The sequence below is a fragment of the Streptococcus sp. oral taxon 061 genome (genome assembly GCF_013394695.1).
Lineage (GTDB): Bacteria > Bacillota > Bacilli > Lactobacillales > Streptococcaceae > Streptococcus.
In genome coordinates this window covers 294,352-318,459 of sequence record NZ_CP058258.1, presented here as the reverse complement: position 1 = coordinate 318,459, position 24,108 = coordinate 294,352, and the positions used below count along the sequence as shown (strand labels likewise).

Genomic DNA, 24,108 nt, shown 5'->3' with positions numbered 1-24,108 from the left:
ATCTAATATGTTATAGTTGATAAAATTGTAGATGAGATAGGAAAATCAAGAACAATTGTATACCTAATTAGGCAAAAGGCTACGGAACACTTATCAGCTGTAGAAAATGCAGATTGATTTATACTTATGTAAAAAAAGTATACGATTAGTATAAGGCTTTGTATTTAAAAATACTAAGGTTTAACAAAGGTACAAGAGTTGTGGTAAAATTAAGATTGAACAATAAGCAAAAACAAGCTAATCACATCAGAGGAACTAATGAACGGTATAGGAGACTTGAAACTGATAGCTTTAGGATACATTATAGAAAGACAGGGGCACATATTGTCCCAACGTATGGAGGCAAGTTATGAAATTATGGACCTTTTTAAGACAAAACGTGAAACTTGTGCTTAAAGACGGCTCAACCATTTCAGGCTTTGTCCAAGAATACTGTAACAAAGATGACAATGATGAGGAGATTGACTCAATCGGCTTGGATGTTGATGGTACTCTTTATGAGTATTTTGAGGATGAAATTCTTAGTATCAAAGAGGTTTAACATGAATTTATCAGAGGCTTTTTCTCAGATTGACTCAATGGGGTTGAGTTCTCCAAAGTTTAACCTATCTGAGATGACAGATGAAGAGCTATCACATTTGAGGTTTACCATGTTTTCAAAAGAAGATGAAGAGGATATCATGGCTGAACTCAAGAAAAGAGGTCTAGTGTTATGAAATACAGTCAACAAGTCTTAAACATGCTAAAAAGAGGTGTAAATGGTGATGTTGATGATTACTATGACTTTTTTCTTGAACTCACTGCCAAATTAGGCGAAGACGAGGCTTTTGCTGATGGATTGATAGCAGAGAATGAACCCCTTTTTGATCTTATCAATGATGAACCAATGTATTATTTCTATGTTGAAGAGGATACAGAAAATAGAGAATTGTGTAGGAAGTTCCTTGAGCCATACTACAACAAGGCAAAACAGTTAGTAAACTATAGCGCTTAGTACATTCTAGGCGTTTATACAATCTAAACATTGAAAAGGAGGAACACATTGAGACTATGGGAATATGTAGATAAAAAAGTGCGCCTTGTTTTAGAAGATGGTACCTCCATCACTGGCAAGGCTGTTGATTGGTTTGACGGCTATGATTTAGATGGTGCTGACGAAATCGTTATAGGTGACCACTCATACCCTGAGAACATTATCAAGGAAATCAAAATTATCACCACTTAGAACAATCTAGGCACTTTTGCCTGCCTTACTTGAAAGAAAATACTACGGAAAAGGATTTAGATTTATATGGCGATATTAGATGATTTACAAGCATTATATGACAATGGTTGGGACGCCTCTTTTGTCTACAAAGGACAAAATTGTGCCATTTTACCAAATTCTGTTCATGATATTGTAGTGGTGATTGGAGATAAGGAATACCAGGTATCGTCATTCAATGATTTAATTTCTTTAAACATTGGAGATAACACTTTAATAAATATTATGGATGGAATTGAAGTGCAGTATTATTAAAATAAAAAGCACCTATAACAGGTGCAATTTACTTGCTTACTGAACTCATCAATTTAATTCCCAGTTGTGTTTCCTCTACTTATTTAAAAATCATAAAATATGGTAGAAACAGATCAAAAAACAGAGCAGGCTTGGGCCTGCTTTTCTGTACCTTTTAATAGTTTTAATAGGGAGATAACAAAAAGTTATTTTTTCCTATTCATAATCTCTTAATTTACCTGTTTTGTACTGTTCAACCAATTCCCAGAGATTATGAGTAGTTAAATCTGGTACAAACGTATACCATTTATTGGCTACGAATAACTCCACTAACATATCAATTGCATATTTGAAATTTAAAATCTCATTCATTTCTGTAATACTATAATACAGTTTATCATGGCAACAGTGATAAATAATCAAATTCAACCTATCATCAATGAAATCAAACTCTAGTTCTTCTCCTTCACGAGATAAAGTTAGATAAAAATTATATTCATCACGGCAAAAATTAACAGTGACATCAAAATCCGCACCTGTTTCAATTTCGATATTTACAGTCTCTAAAATTTTTTTAGATAAATACTCTTTATAAACGTTCATTTTATTCTCCTTTTGTTGTTTATTGAGTTTAAAAATAAATTGAATGATACCAATGTCTGGAGGGCCAAGTTCATATACTAGGCCTGTATTTAAAAACGAATATGTTTTATACATATTTAATCCCCTTTGCTTTTACAATTAAAGTATGCCATAAATTTTAAAATAAAAAAAAATAATTAAGAAAAAATGATAAATAAGTTGTTTTGCTTATTAAATTTTTTTGTAGTTTTTCCTCTTCCGCTCATCCCTCAGTTTTTTTGCAATTCTAATTTTTTCTGTGTGTTTAGCGTTGACAGAAACGTATGTGTAAGTCACGCTAAACACACAGTACTAGGTAAAAGTGAATAACGTAAAAAATCTTATCCTAATTTTTTTATTTTAAAATTTATGGCATACTAATAATATCAAGATAATTGATTGAGTAGAGACGTAACTAATATAGCTACGTTTTTTATGTTTGAAAGGAGGTAGCTATCGTGGAAACAGTAGGTTTAAGCTGGGTTAGGAAAGAACCAGTTTTGTATTTCATTTACTAATAAAAAATAAATGTATAGATAATAAAAAAGATGTCAATAGCAGTTTAAAAAAATTTTTTGATCGTAACAAAGTAAAGAATGAAAGTAAATAACAGGAACCAATTTTTGTATTTCATTTACCAATAAAAAATAAATGTATAGATAATAAAAGTAATGTCAACAGCAGTTTAAAAAAATTATTTGATCATAACAAAGTAAAAAATCAAAGTATAAAAACTAAAGTAAATAACAAAAGTCTAAAAATCAAATACAAAAACTAGCTTAGCTCAGTCGCTAAATTCAGAGCATTTAAACCTGAAAAAGACTAACAAGAAAAAACAACAGATTTTTATCTGTAGGATGGAACTCTACATCTTATTTGAATTGAGTCAACTTGTCATGTTGTAAAATGACTTGGTTATCTTCTTAGCCATCAATTAAGAAGCGCCCTCAGCAAAGGGAAGATACTACATCAGTGAATATAAGCTTAAGTCACTGCACTACTTCAACTTGAATAAAAAAGACCTTAAGATTTTTCTTAAGATCTTCTTTATAAGCACATTATCTACTATAGAAAGGAAAGAACTATGGCAAATAAGAGACGTAGTCGTGCTGATCGACGAAAAGCTAAAGAGAAAGCTAAGAAAGAACAGATGGATTCTCTAACTACTTTCGAAGGTCGTAAACAATTCGTCCAATCAAAAGGACTAACTAATCTAGTCACGCGCTTTAAAAAAGGAAAGGGTATCAAACGAAATGAATCCAAAAAAACGGGAGAGGACATTCATTTAATCCATACAGACCGAACCTTACACAATTACGCTGGTTCCTGGAGCAGATTCGCTTCCTTTGTTGCCTCAATAACTACTGCCGAAGATCTAGAAGCTCTTGAAAAATCTAACGATATTGAGGGATGGATTGACTTAGTAAATCAATACTTAGAACATTGTAAGAAATTAGGGCTTTCTGCTCCAACTCAGTCAACCTATAAAGCAGCATTAGCCAAAGTCTTAGGTGTATCTTCTACTGCTTTTGTTGCAACAGATATTCGATATCGAGCCGACAAAAAGAATAATCGTTTGAAGTCTAATGACGACAGGATGTCTGAAGAAACAAATAATCGCTGGTTCTCAATCGTATCTGCCACTGGGCTACGTAAAAATGAATTAAAAGCTATTACAGGTGATTCTCTACATCAACGTGAAGATGGTCGATACTATCTTAAAATCATTGGTAAAAAGCATAAATCAAAAGGAGCCCGAGATCGTTGGGTTCCGATTATTACGCGAGACAAAAAAGAATTAGAGAGGCTTGTTGAAGAATTTAGGCTAGCTGGTAAAAAGCGTGTATTTCAAGTTCCATCTGCTTTAAAACCTCACAAATATCGTGCTGAATACGCAAAACGCCTTTATCTTCTTGTCGCACGAGACCCAAAAGACATCAAGGATAAAAAGGAAAAAATTTATCTACGAGGGGAATTAAAAGGCGTTGTCCTTGATCGAAAGGCTTGTTTAATTGTATCTCGGGCTCTCGGACACAATCGACCAGAAGAGTTTCAAAAGTCTTATGCATATAAGTTAATCGCACAAGCAAACTAATCAGCACTTCTAAAAAATAATGGTATATCTCTCCTTAAAATAAAAAAGGTAGTTCAATAATTGTACTGCCCCCAAAAAGTTAGACAATTAATTTACCCAAAGGATTTAGTTCTGTATTGTACAGGACTAAGTCCTTTTAGTTTTACCTTAATTCGTTTGTTGTTGTAGTAATCAATATAGTCTACAATAGCTTGTTCCAAGTGCTCAAGTGACTGAAACGTATTCTCATAACCATAAAACATTTCAGACTTAAGAATGCCAAAGAAAGATTCCATCATACCGTTATCTGGGCTATTTCCCTTACGTGACATAGATGGTTGGATTCCCTTATTCTTTAAAAAATGATGATAGAAATCGTGTTGGTATTGCCATCCTTGGTCACTATGGAGAATTGTATTTTCGTAATGGTTCTCTGTAAAGGCTTGTTCTAGCATAGCTTTCATTTGTACTAAGTTCGGTGAAGTAGAAAGATTGTAGGAGATAATTTCGCTGTTAAAGCCATCTAAAACTGGTGATAAATAAAGCTTTTGACTGCTTGCTGGAATGGTAAATTCTGTCACATCTGTGTAGCACTTTTGCATTGGTTTGGTTGCTTCAAATTGACGTTGAATAAGATTGTCTGCTTTCTTGCCAATCTCTCCTTGGTATGAAGAATACTTCCGTTTACGACGAATTCGAGCACTTAAACCAAGGACCTTCATTAGACGTTGCACCTTCTTATGATTCACTACAAAACCACGATTCCTCAATTCAAGAGTCATTCGACGATAGCCGTAATTCCCTTTATGCTCAGTAAAAATAGCTTGAATTTCAACTTTAACATCATAATCTTTATCGTTTTGATCGAGCTGTTTTAAATGATAATAATAAGTTGAACGGGCAAGCTTAATAATCTTTAGAAGAATCTCTAAAGAAAACTCTGTTACCAATCCTCGGACAATTTCCGTTTTTCTTCTTGCTCTTTTTCGTCCCTCAATCGGAGTTCTCTCAACTTTTTTAGAACAGCATTCTCCGCTCTCAGGTATTCATTTTCTGCTTGAAGACGTTCTAACTCTGTCATCTCTTCAGGTTTCTTCTTTGACTTACGTCCCATTTTAGGTGGTCTCCCTCTTATTTTCTCAACAATAGTATACCCGTTTTTCTTGTATTGTGCCAGCCAATTCGAAAGTAATCCACTACTTGGAAGAGCATAATCCAGAGACACCCTAATTTGTGAACGACCTTCAAGAAGAACTTTATCAATGATCTCTTGTTTTAGTTCAGGAGAATAGTAACAATTCTTTCCTTTTTTGACGATTTTTATCCCATAACGATCAATCAATTTAATCATGTACTGAAGATTAGAAATATTTATCCCAAATTGATTTGAAAGCTTTCTAAAGCTCTCTCCTTGCTTTTTGAGTTCATAGATCCGAACTTTATCTTCATAAGTTAATTTCATAATAAAACACCCCAAAAGTTAGATTTTTTCCTGTCTAACTTTTGGGGTGCAGTTCATAATTTGAACTACCTTTTTTTAATACTATTTAGTTATTTTTGCTTTTCAAATGTCCCATCTTTTATAAGAAACTTACTTTGTAATGTTTTAGCTGTATCAAACTTAAAATCAAGTTTTTTCACTTCTTTAGCACCTTCTTCAGGCAATTCTGCTTTTGCACTAGATGCACCATCGATAGTAAATTTGATATATTTACCAGCTACTTTCCATGTTCCTTCTTTAGTTTCATCTTTATCATTAGTCACTTCAAGGCTGTTATCTTTTTTAAATTCTATCATAACATCATGCTCTTTATCATACCATGAGCCAACGAACTGGCTTGCTGGATCAGATTTTTGATTTAGGTAAAAGAACGTTCCACCCGCCACTAAAAGTGCTACAAGTACAGAAGCTACTATCACAATAATTTTTTTCATCATTTTTTCCTCCTAAAATACTAAAATGTATTGAATAAAAATTTTAAATCTTTTTATAGAAATTAAAATACTAAAAATTTTATGTTGTATTCGTTCTGCCCTTATAAATAACTTACTATTCTAACAGAACTCTAATTTAGTATATTCTAGTTAATCACGTCTCTTAAGTGGTAATGCTAAACCAATTCCACTAAGTATAGTTCCTAGAACTACCATCAACATATTTTCACTTGAACCTGTATTTGGTAAAGTCGTATTGACACCATATTTAGGTTTATTTCCAACATAGATATAAGCTTGATTACTTAGAGCAGTTCTAAGTTTATCTGTTACCAGTTTATGTTCTATATTTGATACCTTAGAATCATGTCTATGGTTCAATGATTCTTGAGGTTTATTATACGCCTTCTGATATGCAAGTAGAACAGCCTCATACTGAGCTTTGGCATCCAATTGGTTTTGGAGGAGAACGTTAAGTTTAGCTTGTTCTGCTTCAAGAGTTTGAAGAGCTAGGCGGTGAGCCTCAAGAGCTTTTTCGTACTCATCTTTTGCGACTTCGTAGTTTTCAGAAGCATGGATGAGGCTATCAAGGAGTTTTTCCATCTCTTTGATGCTGTCTTCGATTTTAGTAATCTCTGCACGAACAGCTTTTTCTTGAGCTTTCAAGTCATCTAGTTGAGCTTGAATAGTTGCTAGAACTTTTTCCTCTTCGGCTTGTTTTGCTTTGAGTGTTTCAAGAACTTTCTCTTCTTGTTCAAGTTCAGCTTGCGCTTGTTCCAAAGCTTCTTGTTTAGTCTTCACATCAGCAGTTAGGTTCTCAACAGCTACTTTAGCATCTGCCAAGCGTTTTTCTGCAAGTTTTTCAGCTTCAAGAGCTTGGTCATAAGCTTTTTGAGCATCAGGAGTTAAGTCCTTAGTTGCTTCCAACTCTGCAATCACTTTGCGAGTAGCTGTAAGCTCATCATTAGCTTTTTGATAAGTAGCCTCGGCAACTTCAAGGTCAGCTTGTGTAGATTTTGCAAGAGTCTCAGCGTCTTTCAAAGTTTGAACCGCATCTGCCAAAGCTTTACGTTTTTCTTGCAATCCTGCGTTTAGGTTCTTAACGGCAGTTTCCGCATTTTCCAAGCGAGTTTGAGCAGCATTGTACTCTACTGTTGCTTGGTCAAATTTAGCTTCTGCATCAGGAGTTAAGTCTTTAATCGCAAGGAGTGAAGCAAGAGCGTTTTGGATGTTTGAAAGCGTACTTGTTGCTTTAGTGTGTGCTTTTTCTGCGTTAGCTTTCTTAGTTTGAGCAGTAGTGTTAGCTTTCTCAGCATCTTTAAGTGCTTCGATAGCATCTGCCAAAGCTTGGCGTTTCACTGCAAGGTCAGCGTTTAGGTTGTTGACGGCTGTTTCCGCATTTTCCAAACGAGTTTTAGCTGTGTTGTAGGCTAGTTGTGCTTGGTCAAATGCAGTTTGAGCTTCAGGAGTCAACTCTTTAATCGTATTTGTTTTATAAAGAACATCTTTTGCGTTATCAAGTGCTTTAGAAGCATTATTCTTAACAGAAGTTGCTTCTTTTAGAGTAGCTTGTGCATCCTTGTTAGTTTGTTCGGCTTGGCGCAATTCTGACTTAGCTGTGTCGAGAGCTTCGCTATTTGCCTTGATTTCGTTGTTAAGGTCAGTCAAGGCTTTTTCAGCTCTTGCAAGTCGTTTTTCAGCGGCTTGATGTTCTGCTTGCGCAGTATCAAACTTAGCTTGTGCATTAGGAGTCAAGTCTTTAATAGCTTTTGTACGTTTGATAGCATCTTTAATGCTGTTTAGCTTATTAACCGCATTGTCGTGTGCAGTAGTTGCTTTTTCAAGGCTTTCTTGCGCAACCTTGTTTGCGATTTTTGCTTTAGACAAGGCTTTTTCTGCTTCTTTGTAAGTAGCACGTTTGTTGTTAATCTCTTTTGTAAGATTTGCATAAGCAGTTTTTGCGTTTGTATTACGCAATTCAGCTTGGCTTAATTCTGACTTAGCCTTATCAAGAACACGTTCTGCATTAGGTGTCAAATCTTGTGTGTTGAGCAAGGTGTTAAGACGAGTTGTAGTAGTTGCAAGATTAGATTTTGCAGTATCGTCTGCATCTTTAGCAGAAGCCAAACGATTTTGAGCATTGTTGTGAGTCGCAATGGCAGAAACTTTAGTCTTCTTAGCTTGAGCCAAGTCTTGTTCCATTTTGCTGGTGTCAAATGGAGTTGGGAGTGGTTTCGCGATACCGTTTTGGTAGTATTCATCCACATAAGTTTCTGTTTTTCGTCCTGTTTCTGGGTCTCGTTCGATGATGATGCGAGCATTTTTTCCTGCAAATTGAACGAAGTGTGTACGTCCGACTTTATCTTTAGTGTAACTAATGTTCCCACCAACTGCGCTTGGAATAGTTGGCTTAACACGTCCCACCATTCCTTTCATGTGTCCAAAGTTGGCATGGATGTCATTGGTCATAAAGTCGATAACTGAGTCATACACCTCACGATAGAGTTGAGACATAGTAGCCTTGCGAGTTTCCTTAACATTTCCGCCACCCAAGTCTTGAGATGTTGCTAAAATCCATGCGTAATTCATTACTTCGCCATTGAACTTAACAGCTTCTACTCCGTGGTTGTTCAGAGCTGTATCACTATGTCCACTGTTGTATGGTTTATTTTCATTGGCGTAATTCTTGGCAATGTTTTTAATTCCTTGAACAGACTCTTTGGTAACGATAAAGTTATGTGTTCCCCAGATTTGGTCTTGTAGGTTGTTTGCCATAAGCACATAGTAGTGGCTCAAAGCTTTAATTTGTTCGTCAGTGATGTTATCCAAATCCACTAGAGTGTCGTCAATTGGAAGAACAATGTTTTTATTATCCCAACCAGTGAAGACATTTTTCTTAGTTTCTGGATTCCAAACAAATTGTGGTTTTCCGAAATCATACTTGCCACCCTTGTACCATGCTTGGATAGCATTGTTCAAAGCGTGTTTGTTTGCTTCACTAGCATCATTCAAGTAAGTCTTATATGCTACAATGACATTTTGTGGCAATTGAGGAATGGTCAAGTTTTTGATAGCAGAGATTTGTTTTTCAAGCGTATCAACGGCTTTTTCTGCTTCTTTCTTCGCATTTTCAGCATTTTCAGCAGCAGTTGTTGCATCAAGCAATTCTTGAGTTGTTTCACGAACAGTAGCTTCTTGTTCACCTTTGAGAGTTCGTAGTTCTTGGATGTCAGAGCGTTTTTGAGCATCTGTTCTTTTCGCATCTTCTAACTTGCGTTCAGCATCCTCTTTTTTAGATTGCTTAGTTGCTAAGTCAGCTTTAGCATTGTCACGCTCTTCTGTAACACTTGGCAAACGGTTCTCAGATGAAGCAAGACTATCTTTTGCATTTTTTTCATCTGCGGTAGTTTCTTGAAGTTTAGTGGAAGCAAGGTTTGCGCCACCTTGAGCTTTTGTTTCAGCTCTTTTAGTTTTAGCTTCTTCATCTTCAACTTGAGTTTTAGCTTCATCCAACAAACGAAGTTGTTCTGCTTTTTGAGCATCTTTGCCTTTTGCATGTTCCAAGTTCGCAGTAGCATTTGTAAGAGTATTTTCTTTGGTTGCTAAGTCAGACTTGGCATCGTTACGTTCTTTTGTAACTCCAGCTACTTTTCCTTTAGAAGTATTTAGAGTTTCCTGAGCTGTCTTTTCAGCTTTTTTCTTATTCTTCAACTCGTCAGAAGCTTGGTTTGCGGCAGTTTGAGCATCAAGCAAATCACCTTCTGCTTGTTCAAAGGTAGTATTAGCTTGATTCAAAGCAGTTGTTGCCCCAGCAATTTTTTCTGCACGTTTAGCATCTGCACGTTTAGCATTTTCCAAGTTTGTAGTAGCATCTTCAAGCGTTGACTTTTTAGTTGCTAAATCAGACTCGGCATCATCACGCTCATCAAAGATGGCTTTTGTGCCAGTTCCGTCAAGAACAGCTTGAGCATTATCCTTGTTTTGTTTAGCAACATCAAGTTTAGAAGAAGTTTCATTTGCTTCATCAGTCGCATCTTGAAGAGTTTTCGCAGTAGAAGCGCTTTGATTTTCGGCATCTGTTTTCGCTTTTTCTAACCCAGCAATTTCCTCTGCCTTTTTAGCATCAGTCTTCTTAGCGTCATCTAAAGTTTTAGTAACATTTTTAAGAGTAGCTTCTTTAGTTGCTAAGTCAGATTGTGCACTTTTACGCTCATCTAGGATAGCTGTTGTGCCAGTTCCATCCAAAACAGCTTGGGCGTTGTCCTTGTTTTGTTTGGCAACATTGCGTTTAGATGTAGCTTCATTGTGAGCTTGAGTTGCGTTTGAAAGAACATCAGTCGCTTGGTCAAAAGTATTCTTTTGCCCTGCTTCAAGCTCTTTTGCATCGTCTAAATTACGAGCTTTTTTCGCATCCGCATCTTGTGATTGTCCAAGAGCTTTCTTCGCATCTTTCACGATAGCTTTTTTAGCTTCTAGGTCTTTCTTAGCATCCTTTTCTTCTTTGATAACCTTGTCAGCGCCAGTTCCATTCAAAACATTTTGAGCGTTCTGAACTTTCTTTTCTGCACCAGCAACCTTTTCAGCCTGTTTGCCAGTCGCTTCCGTAGCATCTTTAACAACAGTTTCTTGTGCATTTTTCTTTCCTTGCACTTGATTTTCTTGGTCTTTCAAAGAATCAATCTTTTCTGTTTGCGTAGTCACTTCTTTCTTAGAAGCGTCAATCGCATTTTTTGTTCCTTCGATTGCTTCAGGAGTTGCAGCCTTTTTCTTTTGTTCAGCTTGTTCAAACGCTTGTTTAGCACTAGCTTCTGCCTCGCCAGTTGTAGTTTCATGCTCTTTAGCCTTTTCAACAACAGGAGTTTGAGTTTCAACAGCTTGGTCAGCTTGGTCTTTGATTTCTTTTGCTTGTCCAACAACTTCTTGAGTTGGAGTCTTAGTTACAAGAGCAGTTCCGTTTGAAACCTCAACACCCTCAACTTGAGTGATGGATGTTGTAGGCGAATTTTGTAGATGTTTTTCTTCAGCTACTGTATTGTCTGTCGGTTTAACATCAACCTGTTCATCTGCTTTTACAGATAGTGTTGAAAAACTTGTTAAAGCAACTCCTGCCGCTAGAGCAAGAGTTATTTTTTTCTTATTATTTTTACTTTTTCTTGATTTCATTTTTACCCACATAAATTTGAAGTATTCCACTCCAAATCCAAGCCCTTCTTATAATATTACAAACGCTCTCATTATATCATTTTTATTTACTATTGTAAATAAAAACGTATATTTCAAATACTATTGTTTATATAAATATTAACAAAAAATATATACAATAATTAAAAGGAGAATTTGTAAATGAAGATTGGAGAATTGGTCAGGGAATATCGACTAAGTAAAAAGCTAACTCAGCAAGAGCTTGCCGAAAAAAGTGATCTTAGCTTACCTTTTATTAATCTAATTGAAAACAATAGAAGAAACTTATCTGTCGATACTCTACTAAAAATTTTATCTGCCATGGATATAGATCCTTCTGATTTTTTTAGACCACTTTCCGAAACTTCAGATGATAATCTTCAACTTTTAATTGAAAAAATTCAACTCAATAAAAATCGTACTGAAATTATTGAACTTTTTCTCAACATATTAAGTCTAAATGAAAAATAAAAAATAAAAAAACATCAAAAACTAAAAAATTTAAAAAAATTTTTTTTTGTAGGTAAGAACCTACTTTTTTCTTCAAAACCTTGTCACTACGCGTTTTTTAAAACACTCAAAACTGAGTGTTTTTTTTATTTTTAAAAATTTTTTTCATTTTTTAATTTGTTTTTTAAGAAAATACAAGATTTTGTGATGATTTATGGCATACTTCTAATACACGAAAAAATGAATATGTAAATTGAATTACAAATGCGGTTAAAATAATTTAACTGTTTTTTTTCAACCTCTAATACTTCCTAGCATAATTCCTATCAAAAATAATAGTAGAAAGGAAACGTTAAATCATGAAAGGGCAGCCTAAAGTTTCTACTGAACAGAAACATTTAAATGAGAAAGAAATTCAATCTTGTTTTAGTTTTATGAATTCCTTCTGGGGGTTTGATCGCATGGTTTTTAACTTAGGTGAAAATCTAATTGTTGACATTGAAAAACTGATAGAATTCAAAAAAAAGAATCCTCATGAAGTTAAAAAATTTACTCACAATTCAAATCAGATAGAAGATTTAATTATCGAATCAAGGGAATTCGGAAAACTTGAAATTGGAAAAATTTATAAAAAAGAAAGCGGAGATACTGTTAATTATTGCTTACTCCAGCTGAATCATGGAGGTCTAAATTTTGAAACTCTCTCTATTTCAGCAATACGAAAGAAACTAATAAACGTTATAACAGGAATCAAACAGCAAACTGGTATTTGGATTATCCCAACTATTATTAGGGTTCACGAAATGGAAATCGCATTTACATTTGCTACTGATGCGATTATTCATTTTCAAACAAGAAATTTATTATTGAGGAGCTTATCTAATACATCTCAAGTAAATAAAAAAGTTTATACAAAATGTTCAACTTCTAAAGATCATCATATTCTTTCAAGTAAAAAAAATGAAAACTTGTTGCATGTCCTTTACGATAAAACAGCAAAAGCTGAACATAATAAACAGATTGAATTAAACGCATCTCGTAAATATCGCATCTATAGATACGAAATGACACTGAATGAAAAAAAAATTAAAAGTGAATTCCAGACTACTGACTTAGATAAACTACACAATGATCAGCTCTATTCATTTGTATATAGTGTAATTGAGAAAGGATTGTCCAACTTTAAGATATTGGTTCAAACTTCAGTAAGAGATACTGAAAATAAGTTAAAAGAAGTGTATGAAGAAAAAGGTAAAGATGAATATATGAAAATTTTTTTTGACACTCAGCTAAATCATGCTATGAATTATTTATATCCAATAACATTGGATGAATCTATTTTCTTATTTATTGATGTATCTAAATTTATAAAGCCAAAAAACTGTGCAAGAACTAAAAGAAATCTGATTAAAAGAAGTAGAAAGAATGATATAAAGAAAGAGAGTTATTATCTTTCTATTATGATTACATGGCAAGTACTATATCTCTTTCGCTTTATGCTAAATACTCTATCTCTTGTTACTATCCTTGATTTTGGTTGCTGCAAGGATAATCAAAATAATGAACTCCTTTCTTTTAAAATCCCTAGTTTTACAAATGAAAAAAAAGATACATTTTTTAATGAAATTATTCAAAGCAAGGATAAAGATATAGGTTCATTCCTGGATTCTTTTTTTAATAAACTTTGGAAAATAAATCTACATTTTTAATATAAATCTACATTTTTAATATAAATTCTGATTAAAAAAATGAAAAAGTATTAATACAGCAACGTTTTCCTGTTTTTTAAGTCTTCAACCCTTGAAGACTTAAAAAACAAAATCCAAACTAATAAAATTTAAATCTAATAGAAAGAAATAAACGGTACTATTCATGAATTTATTTATTCCAGACGAAGTGATTCGGCAATTTCAATTACTACTATCAGATACTGTTAAGAAAGAACTGGAAAAATTTTTGGATATTAATGAAAATTCCAATCAATTTTTAAATAAAAAGCAAACTTGTGAATATTTGAATATTTCCAACAATACTTTAGACAACTGGATTAAGCGTGGATTGCCTTGCATTAAAGTGGAAAAAACTGTTCGCTTTAGCAAAACAGAAATCAATCGCTGGTTACAAAAGCAGTAGAAATTCTATGGTCATTTGTTATAATGTAACCATGGTATTTTCTAGCTCAATTCAAAAGGAGAATACTATGTCTATTAAAAAAACTAAAAACGGAACCTATCGCTTACGTGTTTATATTCGTGAGGAGGTTAAATCTTCGCTAGGTATTGATAAGAAAGTGATTGAAAAACGGTTCAAATCAAGGAATGAAGCAAAAAGATACGAACGAGAACTTCAAAATAAGATTGATAAAATTCTTAGTGGCGGATCTGCTTCATTAGAGAATAGCGGTTCTATACTCTTTTCCGACTTCTATAAAAACGTTTGGTGGGAATCCTACAAAGCAGGCCAGACTACTTCTACTGCTAAACCACCTTCTCAAGTAACTATAGATGGAACAGAAATTGCTTTTAGAAAACACATCTTACCTTTACTTGGGAATTATTCAATAGACTTTCTTAATCAAAATAAGCAAGTTGTACTAAATCTATTGACTCAAAAGGCTGAAGAATATGCAAATTTCAAAGTTATCAGGAGCTACGTTAACTCTATCTTTGACTGGGCAGAAGAATTAGAGTACATCGAAACTAATCGCCTATCAAAAACTATAAGCCGCATCAAAGCTACTAAGAAAATCAAGCTACAAGAATCTAAAAAAGATGAAGATTTATATCTATCTCAAGAAGAACTCCAAGCATGGTTTACAGCTTTTGAAAAAGATCTAGAGGCTGAAAAAATTCTATTCAAAGACTATGTATTGTTCTATACTACCTTCTTTTTGGGAGATAGAAAATCAGAGAGTTACGCTTTGCAATGGAAGCATATCAATACAAGAGAACAGGAAATTCAATTAGTACAAGCTTTAGACAGATACAAGAATACAAAGTCTACCAAAGGAAACAAGAAAACAACTTTTCGAATTCCTAGTGAGTTAACTAACTTACTTCAGGAATGGAAAAAACAACAAAAAATTGAACTGGCAAAATTCAATATTATCCAAACTCCTGATCAGTATGTATTTACATATATTGATACAAAGGGGAATGTAAACAGTTGTCTCCATGCTGATTATCTTAACAACAAGATGAAATCTGTTAAGCGTCGCCATCCAGAACTCGCACATGCTACACCACACAAATTACGCCACACCGGAGCAACTTTAGCTAAACAAGCAGGAACATCACTTGAAGCTATTTCAGAGGCTTTAACGCATAGCGACACTTTTACAACTAAGACCTATGTCAATACTTCAAATGTTGTTCCAATGGCAGTTGGTGAAATTGCCTACCGCAATCTTAAAAAGTAATGGTGTGAATTTGGTGTGAAAAGTGGTGTGAATTTTGCTAAAAATCAGTAAAAAAACACCCCATGGTGTGAACCATGAAGTGTTGTAAATGCTGTATTGTAGCTGGTTCTTAACGTTTTGAGAACTGGCTAGCTTTACGAGCTTTCTTAAGACCTGGTTTCTTACGCTCAACTTTACGTGAGTCACGTGTAAGAAGTCCTGCGCGTTTCAATGAATCGCGGAAGTCTGGGTCTACTTGAAGAAGGGCACGAGCGATACCGTGACGGATAGCTCCTGCTTGACCAGCGTAACCACCACCTACAACGTTAACGAAAACGTCGTATGAACCTGCAGTTGAAGTAACTGCGAATGGTTGGTTGATTACAAGACGAAGGTCAGCGTGTGGGATGTACTCTTCAACATCTTTTTTGTTAACAGTGATTTTACCAGTTCCTGGAACAAGGCGAACGCGTGCAACAGCGTTTTTACGACGTCCAGTACCTGCATATTGTGCTTGTGACATACTTTATTGTTCCTTTCCTTAGATAAGTCCTGAAATATCAAGAACTTCTGGTTGTTGTGCAGCGTGAGTGTGCTCAGCTCCAACGAATACTTTCAATTTCATACCTTGAGCGCGGCCAAGAGTATTGTGTGGAAGCATACCTTTAACTGATTTCTCGATCAAACGTACTGCATTTTTAGAACGAAGTTCACCAGCAGAGATTGATTTCAATCCACCTGGGTGGTTTGAGTGAGTGTAGTAAATCTTATCAGTTGCTTTTTTACCAGTCAATTTAACTTTTTCAGCATTGATAACGATTACGAAGTCACCTGTATCAGTGTGTGGTGTGAATGTTGGTTTGTTTTTTCCGCGAAGTACGCTAGCAACAACTGCTGAAAGGCGTCCAAGAGGTACATCAGTTGCGTCAACAACGTACCATTTGCGTTCTACTTGGCCTGGTTTAGCCATGAATGTAGTTTTGTTCATGATTTCTCCTATATGAATGTCGTTTTTGTTTACAGGGCGGATGTTCCGGTCCGCAAGTTATTTGAAAGGTTCCGGGGCCTTACAAATGGGGTAAACAATACCGCCTACTATTGTATCAAAATTCTCAGATAAAAGTCAAGCGGTTGGGAAAATATTTTTTTATTTCTGCCAGATTCGTAGTCTTCTTTCCCCCTTCTCCTCAAGCATGGTCTGAAAAGCTTTAGAGACTATGTAAATGGCGAAAGTCAAGAATAGCGTAACGACTAGATAATTGATCAAAGGACCGTGGTCTCCAACCAATGGTGGTTTTGTCAAAAAGCCATAATCTCCACCCGTCATTAGATTAACCACAAAGATCAGCGCATTAAGCGAAGATGTGATGATTAGGATTCGTTTGAAGTCCAATAAGCTAGCATCATAGTCCTTCAAAAGATAAATCAAGGAATTTCCAAAGAGGGCTAGGTGTCCAAAAATAAAGGACAGGATAGCGATGTGGGGGAAGGGATAGGGATCTGGCACTGGATAAACAAAGGCCGCCAAAGTCCCGAAGGTCCCAAGCACAGCAAAGTACTGTTTGACTCTAGAGACACCAGGAATCAAAAGCACTACAAACATTGCTAAACGGCAATGATAAAAGGGCAGACTTTCTGTTAGAGGCATCTGGTTGACCAAATACCAACCGTAGAGCAGAATTAACTGCAGAGCCTGTAAAATCTGGAAAAATCGTTGGCAAACTTTTTTATCACCATAGCGATAGGCAAGAAATACAGTCAATGCCAATAGAGTAAATAGACTTCCATACCAAAGAAGATCAAATCGGGGTGGCTCCGTCGGCTGCGTGCTAAATAAAGCATCCCAAACATTCATGTAACTTTCCTCATTTTCATATAAGCAGGCCTCTTACTCATCTCTATAGAGCCTAGCTTACATTTATTTCTTATAATTTTGTGTAAAAGAAACTGTCGATCTTAATATAAAGCAAAGCTTCTAATCGACATATTGTTCCCGCTCACCCTGATAGACCTGCCATAGAATTTCCATTTGTTCTTTGGTTATTCGTTTTTCAGATAGGGGTGGGAGATTCTTGATATCAAAAAATTCAAGTTCTGCAATTTCTTGATTTTCTTGAAATTGTCCATCCAATAACTGACAGTCAAAAACGAACTTGGCATACTGTTTGTTCTGAAGTTGAAAGCGGTTGGTATCAAAAACCGCCAATAAAGAACCTACTTCTGCCGAAAATCCTGTTTCTTCCTGAACTTCTTTTCGGATATTTTCCTTGGGAGAATATCCTACCTCGCCAAAGCCACCAGGTAATGCCCAAGTATCCTCTCCTTGTCCTCTAACCAGGCAAATCTTCTGATTTTGAACAATCCATGCACGCACATCCATCAAGGGAGTTGCATAGCTACCTGTTGGTTTTAAAATTGCAGTCAATTCCTCTTGATCGAGCTCCGTTTGATCCTGCAAGACACTTGATAAAATCTGCCGTAAATCCTCATAACGTTCACGGTCAAAAGGATCCTTGGTATAGGTCAGTCCAGTATCAGTAATGGCCAACATTCTCTGAATAGCTTTGGCGAAATCAGTTGCACTCATTTTCTAAACTTTCTACTAGCTTGGCTAGATTCATAGAGTTCGAACCTTTAAGCAAAATCTGGTCATGTGCGCCAAGACTTTCCTTGACCTGCTTAACCATGGCTTCAAACTGGTCTTCCTCAGCTGTTTTCTTGAAGTAGTAAACATGGCCGATGGGGAACATTTGACTGGCTAGTTGGGCCAATTCCGCAATGTCTTCACCGTAGAAAATAACGGTATCAAGTACATCAGGTGACAGGCTCAAAATCATTTGATTATGGAGTTGAACGGATTGATCCCCTAGCTCTTTCATATCAGCCAAGACAGCTATTTTCTTCCCACCTTCATTAGCTGGGATAGTAGAGAAAGTTTCTAAAATCAGCTTCATAGCCGTTGGATTGGCATTATAGACATCTGATAAGATATCCGCACCGTTGGCCGCTTTTTTCCACTCGGTACGATTGCGGGTCAATTCAAGATTTTGGAAGGCTTGACCAATTTGCTCCTCAGTCACTCCTTCTTGAAGAGCTACATAAGATGCAATCATGGCATTGGTCGCATTGTATTTACCAGTTACTGGCAAATCAAGGGCTTGCTCCAAGAAATTAGCCTTGAAGGTTAAGCTATCCTTACGCTCAATCAATTCTGTAATTTCGAGTTCTGCACCTGGGCCAAAACGAACCACTTTTTGGTCAGCAGGTAGATAATCCTCAACAATTGGATCAGCTGGTGCTAAAAGCAAGGCACCCTTTTCCATCCCATCAGCGATTTGCAATTTCCCTTTGGCAATTTCAGAACGGTCTTTAAAGAAGGCCAAATGAGCTTCTCCGACCAAGGTCACAATAGCTGTCTTTGGATGAGCTAATTCAGACAAGAGGTGGATATCTCCTAGGTGATCCTGTCCCATTTCCAAGACCAACTTTTCAGTATCATCTGGCATATGAAGAGCCGTATAAGGGAGGCCAATCTCGTTATTGTAGTTCCCTTGCGTTTTGTAGGTTTTGTAGCTTGTAGAAAGCAAATGGGCCAACATATCCTTGGTAGTGGTCTTCCCATTTGAACCTGTAACAGCAAAGACATCTACTCCTGTCTTTTGAAGGTAATAGGCCGCAAGTGCTTGAAAGGCAGTTAGGACATCTTCTACCAAGATATAAGGATGGCCTGCTATTTCTTTCTCTGATAAGGTTAAAGCTGCGCCATTTTCAAAAGCCGTCTCGATAAAGTCATGACCATCACGCGCCCCCTTTAGTGGCACAAATAAATCCCCAGATCCAATCAAGCGACTATCAAACTCAGCCTTGACGAGTGGGCTATCCGCATAGCTTGTCACATCATTTTTTGCACCGACGGCACGCGCAACTTCGTGAATCGTAAGTTTCATGTTTACTCCTTTAAAAAGGGGCAGGGAGTCTTGCCCCGCCCTTATAGCTGTCTTTACAATAGGTGCGCTTCACGCTTATTAAAGCTTTCCTTAGCAAGATCAACCAAACGCTCAATTAGTTCTGGGTAAGGAAGACCCATATTGTCCCAAAGCAAGGGATACATAGACCATTGGGTGAATCCTGGCATGGTGTTGAGCTCGTTTAGGAAAACTTCTCCCTTATCTGTGTAGAAGAAGTCACAACGTGATAGACCAAGTCCACCAATAGCACGGAAGGCAGCTTCTGCATTTTTACGCATGACTGCTACTACATCATCACTAATCTTGGCTGGAATATCCATCGTAATCTTGTTATCGATGTATTTGGCTTCATAATCATAGAAAGCTACATCCTTGACAACTTCACCAGGTAGCGTGCTCTTGACATCATAGTTTCCTAAAAGACCAACCTCGATTTCACGTGCATTGACTCCTTGCTCTACCAAGACACGACTATCGTACTTGAAGGCAAGCTCTAAAGCTTGATGGAGTTCTTCTTTATTTTCAGACTTAGAAATACCGACACTAGAACCCATATTGGATGGTTTGGTAAAGACTGGGTAGGTTAATTTATCCTCAACTTCTGCAATCTTAGAAGTCAAGTCATCCCCTTCAACAATCGCTACGTAAGGGACTTGGGCAATCCCAGCAGATTCCAAGACACGCTTAGTTGTGATTTTATCCATGGCAAGGCTTGAAGATAGGATGTTACAACCGACATAAGGCATTTTCAAGACTTCTAAGAAACCTTGAACAGAACCATCTTCCCCCATAGGTCCATGAAGAACTGGAAAAACAACCGCTCCTTCTTCGTAGATGGCACTTGGAGCAATTTTCTTGTCCCAATCAATCGTTTCATTGGTCATGAGACGTTCATCTTGTCCAGGAGTTTGGGTAAATTCTTGGGTTTTGATGAAATCACCGGACTGGCTGATAAAGAAGGTTTTGACTGCGAAACGATCATAGTTGACCGCACGCATGACACTCTCAGCTGACAATACAGACACTTCACGTTCTGCACTGCGTCCACCATATAATAAAATAATTGTTTGTTTCATATGATTGTCCTATTTCTACTAGAATACTTGCTCTTTAGTATATCACATTTGTCTCTTTTTTTAAACTTGAATAGCAAAAAAGAGACTAGATTAAAAACAAATCCAGTCTCTATGTTTCTTAAAATCTTATCTACTAGCTAATTGCTTCTATCATTAATCTTACAGACTAGAGTTCTGTACGATTTTCGATAGCTCTTAAGAGCGTTACTTCGTCCGCATATTCGATATCAGCTCCGACTGCTAGACCTCGCGCTAGACGAGTAACCTTGATCCCTGCGGGTTTGAGAAGTCGAGAGATATACATGGAAGTCGCCTCACCATCAGCAGTTGCATTGGTGGCTACGATGACCTCTGAAACCTCGCTATCCATGAGGCGCGTCATGAGACTCTTGAGATTGATGTCATCTGGGCTAATCCCATTCATAGGGGAAATCAAGCCGTGTAAGACATGGTAAAGTCCGTGGTACTCTTGGATATTTTCCATGGCAGCGACATCGCGACTATCCTCAAGGACCAGAATCGTTGACTGATCTCGGCTAGGATCAGTACAGATAGAGCAAGGATCCTCGTCTGTCAAACGTCCACAAATAGAGCAATAAGTCAATTCTCGCTTGGCTGCAAGGAGATTTTTTGCAAATTCATTGACATCGTCATCCGGCATCCCAATGGTATAAAAGGCCAGTCGGGTCGCTGTCTTAATCCCGATACCTGGAAGTTTAGAATAACTGTCAATCAGCTTAGCTATAGGTGTTGGGTAAAGCATGGCTTCCTTTCTAGTTCATTGGATGGTGTTGGTTGTATAGATTGATAATGTCGCGAGCAATTGCTGGCCCAACATTTTTGGTTAAATTGGTATTATGAGGAAAGACTACTGCAACTGCAATTTGAGGATTTTCTGTTGGAGCATAGGCCACGGCATTGGTATTATTAGCTTCTTGACCACCAGCTACATAGCTTTCAGCTGTACCGGTCTTACCACTGATAGAAACAGTGGCGCCATCTGAAAACGCCCGTCCTGTCGTAAGGGGACTAGTTCCATGCGATACTTGGTAAAATCCTTGGTGCAAGATTGCCATATCTGATTCAGAAATATTGACCTTGTTGATTTCCTTGGTATCTATTGCTTGGATTAATTCCCCAAGGCCACCCTTATCATTGTTGTCGTATATTCCCTCGACAATATGTGGAGCTAGACGAACCCCATTATTAGCAATGGTCGCCACATACTGAGCCAACTGCATCGGTGTATAGTTATCAAACTGACCAAATGCATTGTACAGATAATTAGCTAAATCAAATTCTTTAGGGATAAATCCTGTTGATTCCTCGGGCAAGTCAATACCTGTAGAAGCACCCAAACCATACTCACTAAAAGTCGCGCGTAGTTTTCCCATGGCAGACTCAAGTTGGTTGGTTTTGACTGTCATATTTGGTTGATAGGTCTGACCCATCATTCCTAGCGCAGTTTGAACCATGTAGGCATTAGATGAATATTCTAGAGCCTCAACGGCTGTAACCGGAAAGGAACCGTAATAAGGGGTATACCAGGAATTGATAGGGGCAGAACCTTGGAAGACGATTGGTTGGTCTGTCAAGGTTTGGTTGCCTGACAAGACTCCATTTTCCCAACCAGAACTGATGGTTGCCGCCTTAACGACAGACCCTGGTACAAAAACATTGGTCACTGTTCCTAGTGAGTCTGGTGTCAAGTCTCCTGTTTCTAGATTGTGTTTAATTCCTGACATTGCCAATACAGCACCTGTCTTAGGATTAAGGGCTACTGCATAAACACCTTCTGAGTATTTAGCACCACCATTTGCAAGTTCAGAATTAAAATAACTCTTTAAGAGGCTGTCTACGCTATCTTGGAAGGCCAAATCAATGGTTAATTTGATGTTTTTTCCCTTGCTACCTTCTTCTATATTCTCTACGCTCTCCATGTCTCCATGCTTGTCCAAATGGATTTCCTTGACGGTCCGTTTCCCTTGCAAGACTTCTTCGTATTGTTTTTCAAGATAGGAAGTCCCGACGCGATCATTGAGCGAATAACCTTTTTTCAAATAAGCGTCTACTTCTTCTGCTGGAAGACCTGATTTTTCACTAGAAACAGTTCCGACAATAGATGAAAGAGAAGTTTCTAAGACCTTTCGATCCCATGAGGTAGAGATAGAAATACCTGGCAATTCCTTTGAAGCAGAAGCAATTACAGCTACCTGTGTATCACTCAAAGGATCTGTTTGAATATTTCCTGTAGCAAAATTTCCAACTGAATTGAGCTGGCTAAAGAGATAGATGGCCTTCTTTTCATCCTCGGAATAGTCCATCTGATTAGCTGCAATACTATTAGCAGCGTTGTTATAGAGTTCAGATTCAGAAAGTTGATTGCCATCTGAATCATACCGTTTATCTTTTGGAAGAGCTTCAACTGTTTTCTTATAAGCTTCGGCATCCGCCAAGTAGTAGTCTGCCATTTGTCGGTCCGTCAACTCTGGAGAAGTGACTGTGACATAAGTCAACAATTTTTTAGAAATATCCTTCAAATCAGCCGCAGTCATCTTGTTACTTCGTGTGAATGAAACAACTTGTTTAACGGTGTTTTGGACTAAAGGTTTTCCTGTTGCATCATAAATTTCTCCACGAGCGGAACCCATGGTTACTCGAGTTTGGCTAGCAGAAGCTAGTTTATTTTCATAAAAATCCTTATGAAGAACTTGCATATAAAGCAAACGGCCAATAATTGTTAAAAAAAGCAAAATGACGATTGCAAATAACAAATTAAGCCGTATCGGTATCGAGTGGCTATTGAATTTTCTCATACACATCAATCTCATTTCTAATCAAAATCACACTCTTAATTGTACCATAATTTAGGTAGAAAATTATGGAAAAAGAAAAGACTTTCCCTTTTTGGTCCAAAAATTATTTTCTATGATATAATGGAGGTAAGCGCTATTTTATTTGTTAGATTTATCAAATAAATTCTGGCAAATAGCTATCAAAGGAGTCCCATGAATAAGCAAGATATTTCTACAATCATTGAGCTTCACTTTGAAGAAATGACCGATTTAGAGCAAGAAATTGCTCGCTATTTTCTGCAGGCAGATACCATAAACGATGACTTATCCTCTCAGCAAGTTACTCAAAAACTTCATATTTCCCAGGCAGCGCTCACTCGTTTTGCCAAGAAGTGTGGTTTTAAGGGCTATCGAGAGTTCATCTTCAAATACCAACAACAAAAAGACACTCTTTCTACTCCTCAACAGGATATGAATCCTTTGACTCAGAGAGTCCTTAGAAGTTATGCAAACCTGCGAGAAATTTCTCAAGGATTGATTGACGATGAGCAGCTGGAACGCGTGGCTCAGATGATTGACCAATCCGAACGCGTGTATTTTTTCGGAACTGGGAGTTCTGGTCTAGTCGCACGTGAGATGAAGCTACGTTTTATGAGATTGGGTGTCGTCTGTGAAGCCTTAACAGATCCAGACGGTTTTGCCTGGACGACTAGCATTATTGATGAAAAATGTTTGGTGTTTGGTTTTTCTCTCTCAGGAACAACACCATCTATCATCGATAGCCTATTAGATGCCCAGGATATGGGAGCTAAGACAGTTCTATTTACAAGTGCACCGAATAAGGATACCCAAGCATTTACAGAAACAGTATTAGTCGCAAGTCAAAGCCAGGCCTCTTATATCCAACGAATCTCTGCTCAGCTTCCAATGCTGATTATCATTGATTTACTCTATGCTTATTTCCTAGAAATTGATCGCGAAAGTAAAGAAAAAATCTTTAATAGCTACTGGGAAAATAATCGATTAAATGGTTATCGCAGAAACACAAGAAATAGAAAACCCTGAAATTGGAAACCATTCAGGGTTTTCTGTTTAAAATATTTTTCCCCACAA

The 24,108-nt window shown here is 36.9% G+C and carries 24 protein-coding genes; 12 read left to right on the top strand and 12 right to left on the bottom strand.

The window, feature by feature from the left end:
- Positions 1–200: 200 nt before the first annotated feature.
- The 6 genes from HW271_RS08845 to HW271_RS01480 all read left to right on the top strand — a co-directional run bounded on the left by HW271_RS08845 (position 201) and on the right by HW271_RS01480 (position 1,519).
- Positions 201–353, top strand: coding sequence for a polymorphic toxin type 50 domain-containing protein (locus HW271_RS08845; protein ID WP_398588055.1), 153 nt, complete (start codon positions 201–203; stop codon positions 351–353).
- A complete protein-coding gene (locus HW271_RS01500; protein ID WP_178894591.1) occupies positions 350–541 on the top strand; it encodes a hypothetical protein in 192 nt (63 codons plus the stop codon). The genes HW271_RS08845 and HW271_RS01500 overlap by 4 nt, the downstream gene beginning before the upstream one ends.
- A gap of 1 nt (position 542) precedes the next feature.
- Entirely contained in the window at positions 543–716 is a 174-nt protein-coding gene (locus HW271_RS01495; protein WP_178894590.1) for a hypothetical protein, read from the top strand.
- A complete protein-coding gene (locus HW271_RS01490) occupies positions 713–994 on the top strand; it encodes a hypothetical protein (RefSeq protein WP_178894589.1) in 282 nt (93 codons plus the stop codon). Before HW271_RS01495 ends, HW271_RS01490 begins: the two co-directional genes overlap by 4 nt.
- A 48-nt stretch (positions 995–1,042) precedes the next feature.
- Positions 1,043–1,225, top strand: a complete 183-nt coding sequence (locus tag HW271_RS01485) for a 4-hydroxy-3-methylbut-2-enyl diphosphate reductase (protein WP_178894588.1) — start codon at positions 1,043–1,045, stop codon at positions 1,223–1,225.
- A gap of 66 nt (positions 1,226–1,291) precedes the next feature.
- On the top strand, positions 1,292–1,519 hold the full coding sequence (locus tag HW271_RS01480; protein ID WP_178894587.1) for a 16S rRNA processing protein RimM: 228 nt from the start codon (positions 1,292–1,294) through the stop codon (positions 1,517–1,519).
- 195 nt (positions 1,520–1,714) lie between these two features.
- Here the strand turns inward: HW271_RS01480 and HW271_RS01475 are convergent, their stop codons facing one another.
- Complete coding sequence (locus HW271_RS01475) at positions 1,715–2,215, bottom strand: hypothetical protein (RefSeq protein WP_259274719.1); 501 nt, start codon at positions 2,213–2,215, stop codon at positions 1,715–1,717.
- A 988-nt stretch (positions 2,216–3,203) separates the two neighbouring features.
- Here HW271_RS01475 and HW271_RS01470 point away from each other — a divergent pair.
- Positions 3,204–4,214: a site-specific integrase gene (locus HW271_RS01470; RefSeq protein WP_178894586.1), complete on the top strand. Its 1,011-nt coding sequence runs from the start codon at positions 3,204–3,206 to the stop codon at positions 4,212–4,214.
- A 92-nt stretch (positions 4,215–4,306) separates the two neighbouring features.
- On the opposite strand, the gene HW271_RS01465 is transcribed toward HW271_RS01470, so the two are convergent.
- The 3 genes from HW271_RS01465 to HW271_RS01455 all read right to left on the bottom strand — a co-directional run bounded on the left by HW271_RS01465 (position 4,307) and on the right by HW271_RS01455 (position 11,291).
- A protein-coding gene (locus HW271_RS01465; RefSeq protein ID WP_178894523.1) for an IS3 family transposase occupies positions 4,307–5,655 on the bottom strand; the annotation gives its coding sequence in 2 pieces (ribosomal slippage) (positions 4,307–5,214 and positions 5,214–5,655; 1,350 coding nt in all).
- A gap of 89 nt (positions 5,656–5,744) precedes the next feature.
- Positions 5,745–6,131 (bottom strand): hypothetical protein, encoded by a 387-nt coding sequence (locus HW271_RS01460; protein ID WP_229102044.1) that lies wholly within the window; start codon positions 6,129–6,131, stop codon positions 5,745–5,747.
- Between the two features lie 147 nt (positions 6,132–6,278).
- Positions 6,279–11,291 carry an SEC10/PgrA surface exclusion domain-containing protein gene (locus HW271_RS01455; protein WP_178894585.1) on the bottom strand — a complete coding sequence of 1,671 codons (5,013 nt, stop codon included), beginning with the start codon at positions 11,289–11,291 and terminating at the stop codon, positions 6,279–6,281.
- A gap of 180 nt (positions 11,292–11,471) precedes the next feature.
- On the opposite strand from HW271_RS01455, the gene HW271_RS01450 reads away from it, so the two are divergent.
- The 4 genes from HW271_RS01450 (at position 11,472) to HW271_RS01435 (ending at position 15,177) form a co-directional block, all read left to right on the top strand.
- The gene (locus tag HW271_RS01450; protein ID WP_178894584.1) at positions 11,472–11,780 is read left to right on the top strand and encodes a helix-turn-helix domain-containing protein; all 309 of its coding nucleotides are present in this window, start codon (positions 11,472–11,474) and stop codon (positions 11,778–11,780) included.
- A gap of 338 nt (positions 11,781–12,118) precedes the next feature.
- Positions 12,119–13,468: a hypothetical protein gene (locus HW271_RS01445; protein WP_070678966.1), complete on the top strand. Its 1,350-nt coding sequence runs from the start codon at positions 12,119–12,121 to the stop codon at positions 13,466–13,468.
- Positions 13,469–13,631: 163 nt separating this feature from the next.
- Positions 13,632–13,892 carry a helix-turn-helix domain-containing protein gene (locus tag HW271_RS01440; RefSeq protein ID WP_178894583.1) on the top strand — a complete coding sequence of 87 codons (261 nt, stop codon included), beginning with the start codon at positions 13,632–13,634 and terminating at the stop codon, positions 13,890–13,892.
- Between the two features lie 67 nt (positions 13,893–13,959).
- On the top strand, positions 13,960–15,177 hold the full coding sequence (locus tag HW271_RS01435; protein WP_178894582.1) for a tyrosine-type recombinase/integrase: 1,218 nt from the start codon (positions 13,960–13,962) through the stop codon (positions 15,175–15,177).
- 109 nt (positions 15,178–15,286) lie between these two features.
- On the opposite strand, the gene rpsI is transcribed toward HW271_RS01435, so the two are convergent.
- The 8 genes from rpsI to pbp2b all read right to left on the bottom strand — a co-directional run bounded on the left by rpsI (position 15,287) and on the right by pbp2b (position 23,016).
- A complete protein-coding gene (gene rpsI, locus HW271_RS01430; protein WP_002893764.1) occupies positions 15,287–15,679 on the bottom strand; it encodes a 30S ribosomal protein S9 in 393 nt (130 codons plus the stop codon).
- A gap of 18 nt (positions 15,680–15,697) precedes the next feature.
- On the bottom strand, positions 15,698–16,144 hold the full coding sequence (gene rplM / locus HW271_RS01425; RefSeq protein WP_002876943.1) for a 50S ribosomal protein L13: 447 nt from the start codon (positions 16,142–16,144) through the stop codon (positions 15,698–15,700).
- A gap of 159 nt (positions 16,145–16,303) precedes the next feature.
- Positions 16,304–17,011 carry a TIGR02206 family membrane protein gene (locus tag HW271_RS01420; RefSeq protein WP_178894581.1) on the bottom strand — a complete coding sequence of 236 codons (708 nt, stop codon included), beginning with the start codon at positions 17,009–17,011 and terminating at the stop codon, positions 16,304–16,306.
- Positions 17,012–17,131: 120 nt separating this feature from the next.
- Entirely contained in the window at positions 17,132–17,743 is a 612-nt protein-coding gene (locus HW271_RS01415) for an NUDIX hydrolase N-terminal domain-containing protein (RefSeq protein WP_178894580.1), read from the bottom strand.
- Positions 17,730–19,103 carry a UDP-N-acetylmuramoyl-tripeptide--D-alanyl-D-alanine ligase gene (gene murF, locus HW271_RS01410; RefSeq protein WP_178894579.1) on the bottom strand — a complete coding sequence of 458 codons (1,374 nt, stop codon included), beginning with the start codon at positions 19,101–19,103 and terminating at the stop codon, positions 17,730–17,732. The genes HW271_RS01415 and murF overlap by 14 nt, the downstream gene beginning before the upstream one ends.
- 53 nt (positions 19,104–19,156) lie before the next feature.
- Positions 19,157–20,200, bottom strand: a complete 1,044-nt coding sequence (locus HW271_RS01405) for a D-alanine--D-alanine ligase (protein WP_178894578.1) — start codon at positions 20,198–20,200, stop codon at positions 19,157–19,159.
- Positions 20,201–20,366: 166 nt separating this feature from the next.
- Positions 20,367–20,963, bottom strand: a complete 597-nt coding sequence (gene recR, locus HW271_RS01400; RefSeq protein WP_000966738.1) for a recombination mediator RecR — start codon at positions 20,961–20,963, stop codon at positions 20,367–20,369.
- A gap of 10 nt (positions 20,964–20,973) precedes the next feature.
- Positions 20,974–23,016, bottom strand: a complete 2,043-nt coding sequence (gene pbp2b / locus HW271_RS01395; RefSeq protein ID WP_310437575.1) for a penicillin-binding protein PBP2B — start codon at positions 23,014–23,016, stop codon at positions 20,974–20,976.
- Positions 23,017–23,208: 192 nt separating this feature from the next.
- Between pbp2b and HW271_RS01390 the strand changes: the two genes are divergently transcribed.
- Positions 23,209–24,060 carry a MurR/RpiR family transcriptional regulator gene (locus tag HW271_RS01390; protein WP_178894576.1) on the top strand — a complete coding sequence of 284 codons (852 nt, stop codon included), beginning with the start codon at positions 23,209–23,211 and terminating at the stop codon, positions 24,058–24,060.
- Positions 24,061–24,108: the final 48 nt, after the last annotated feature.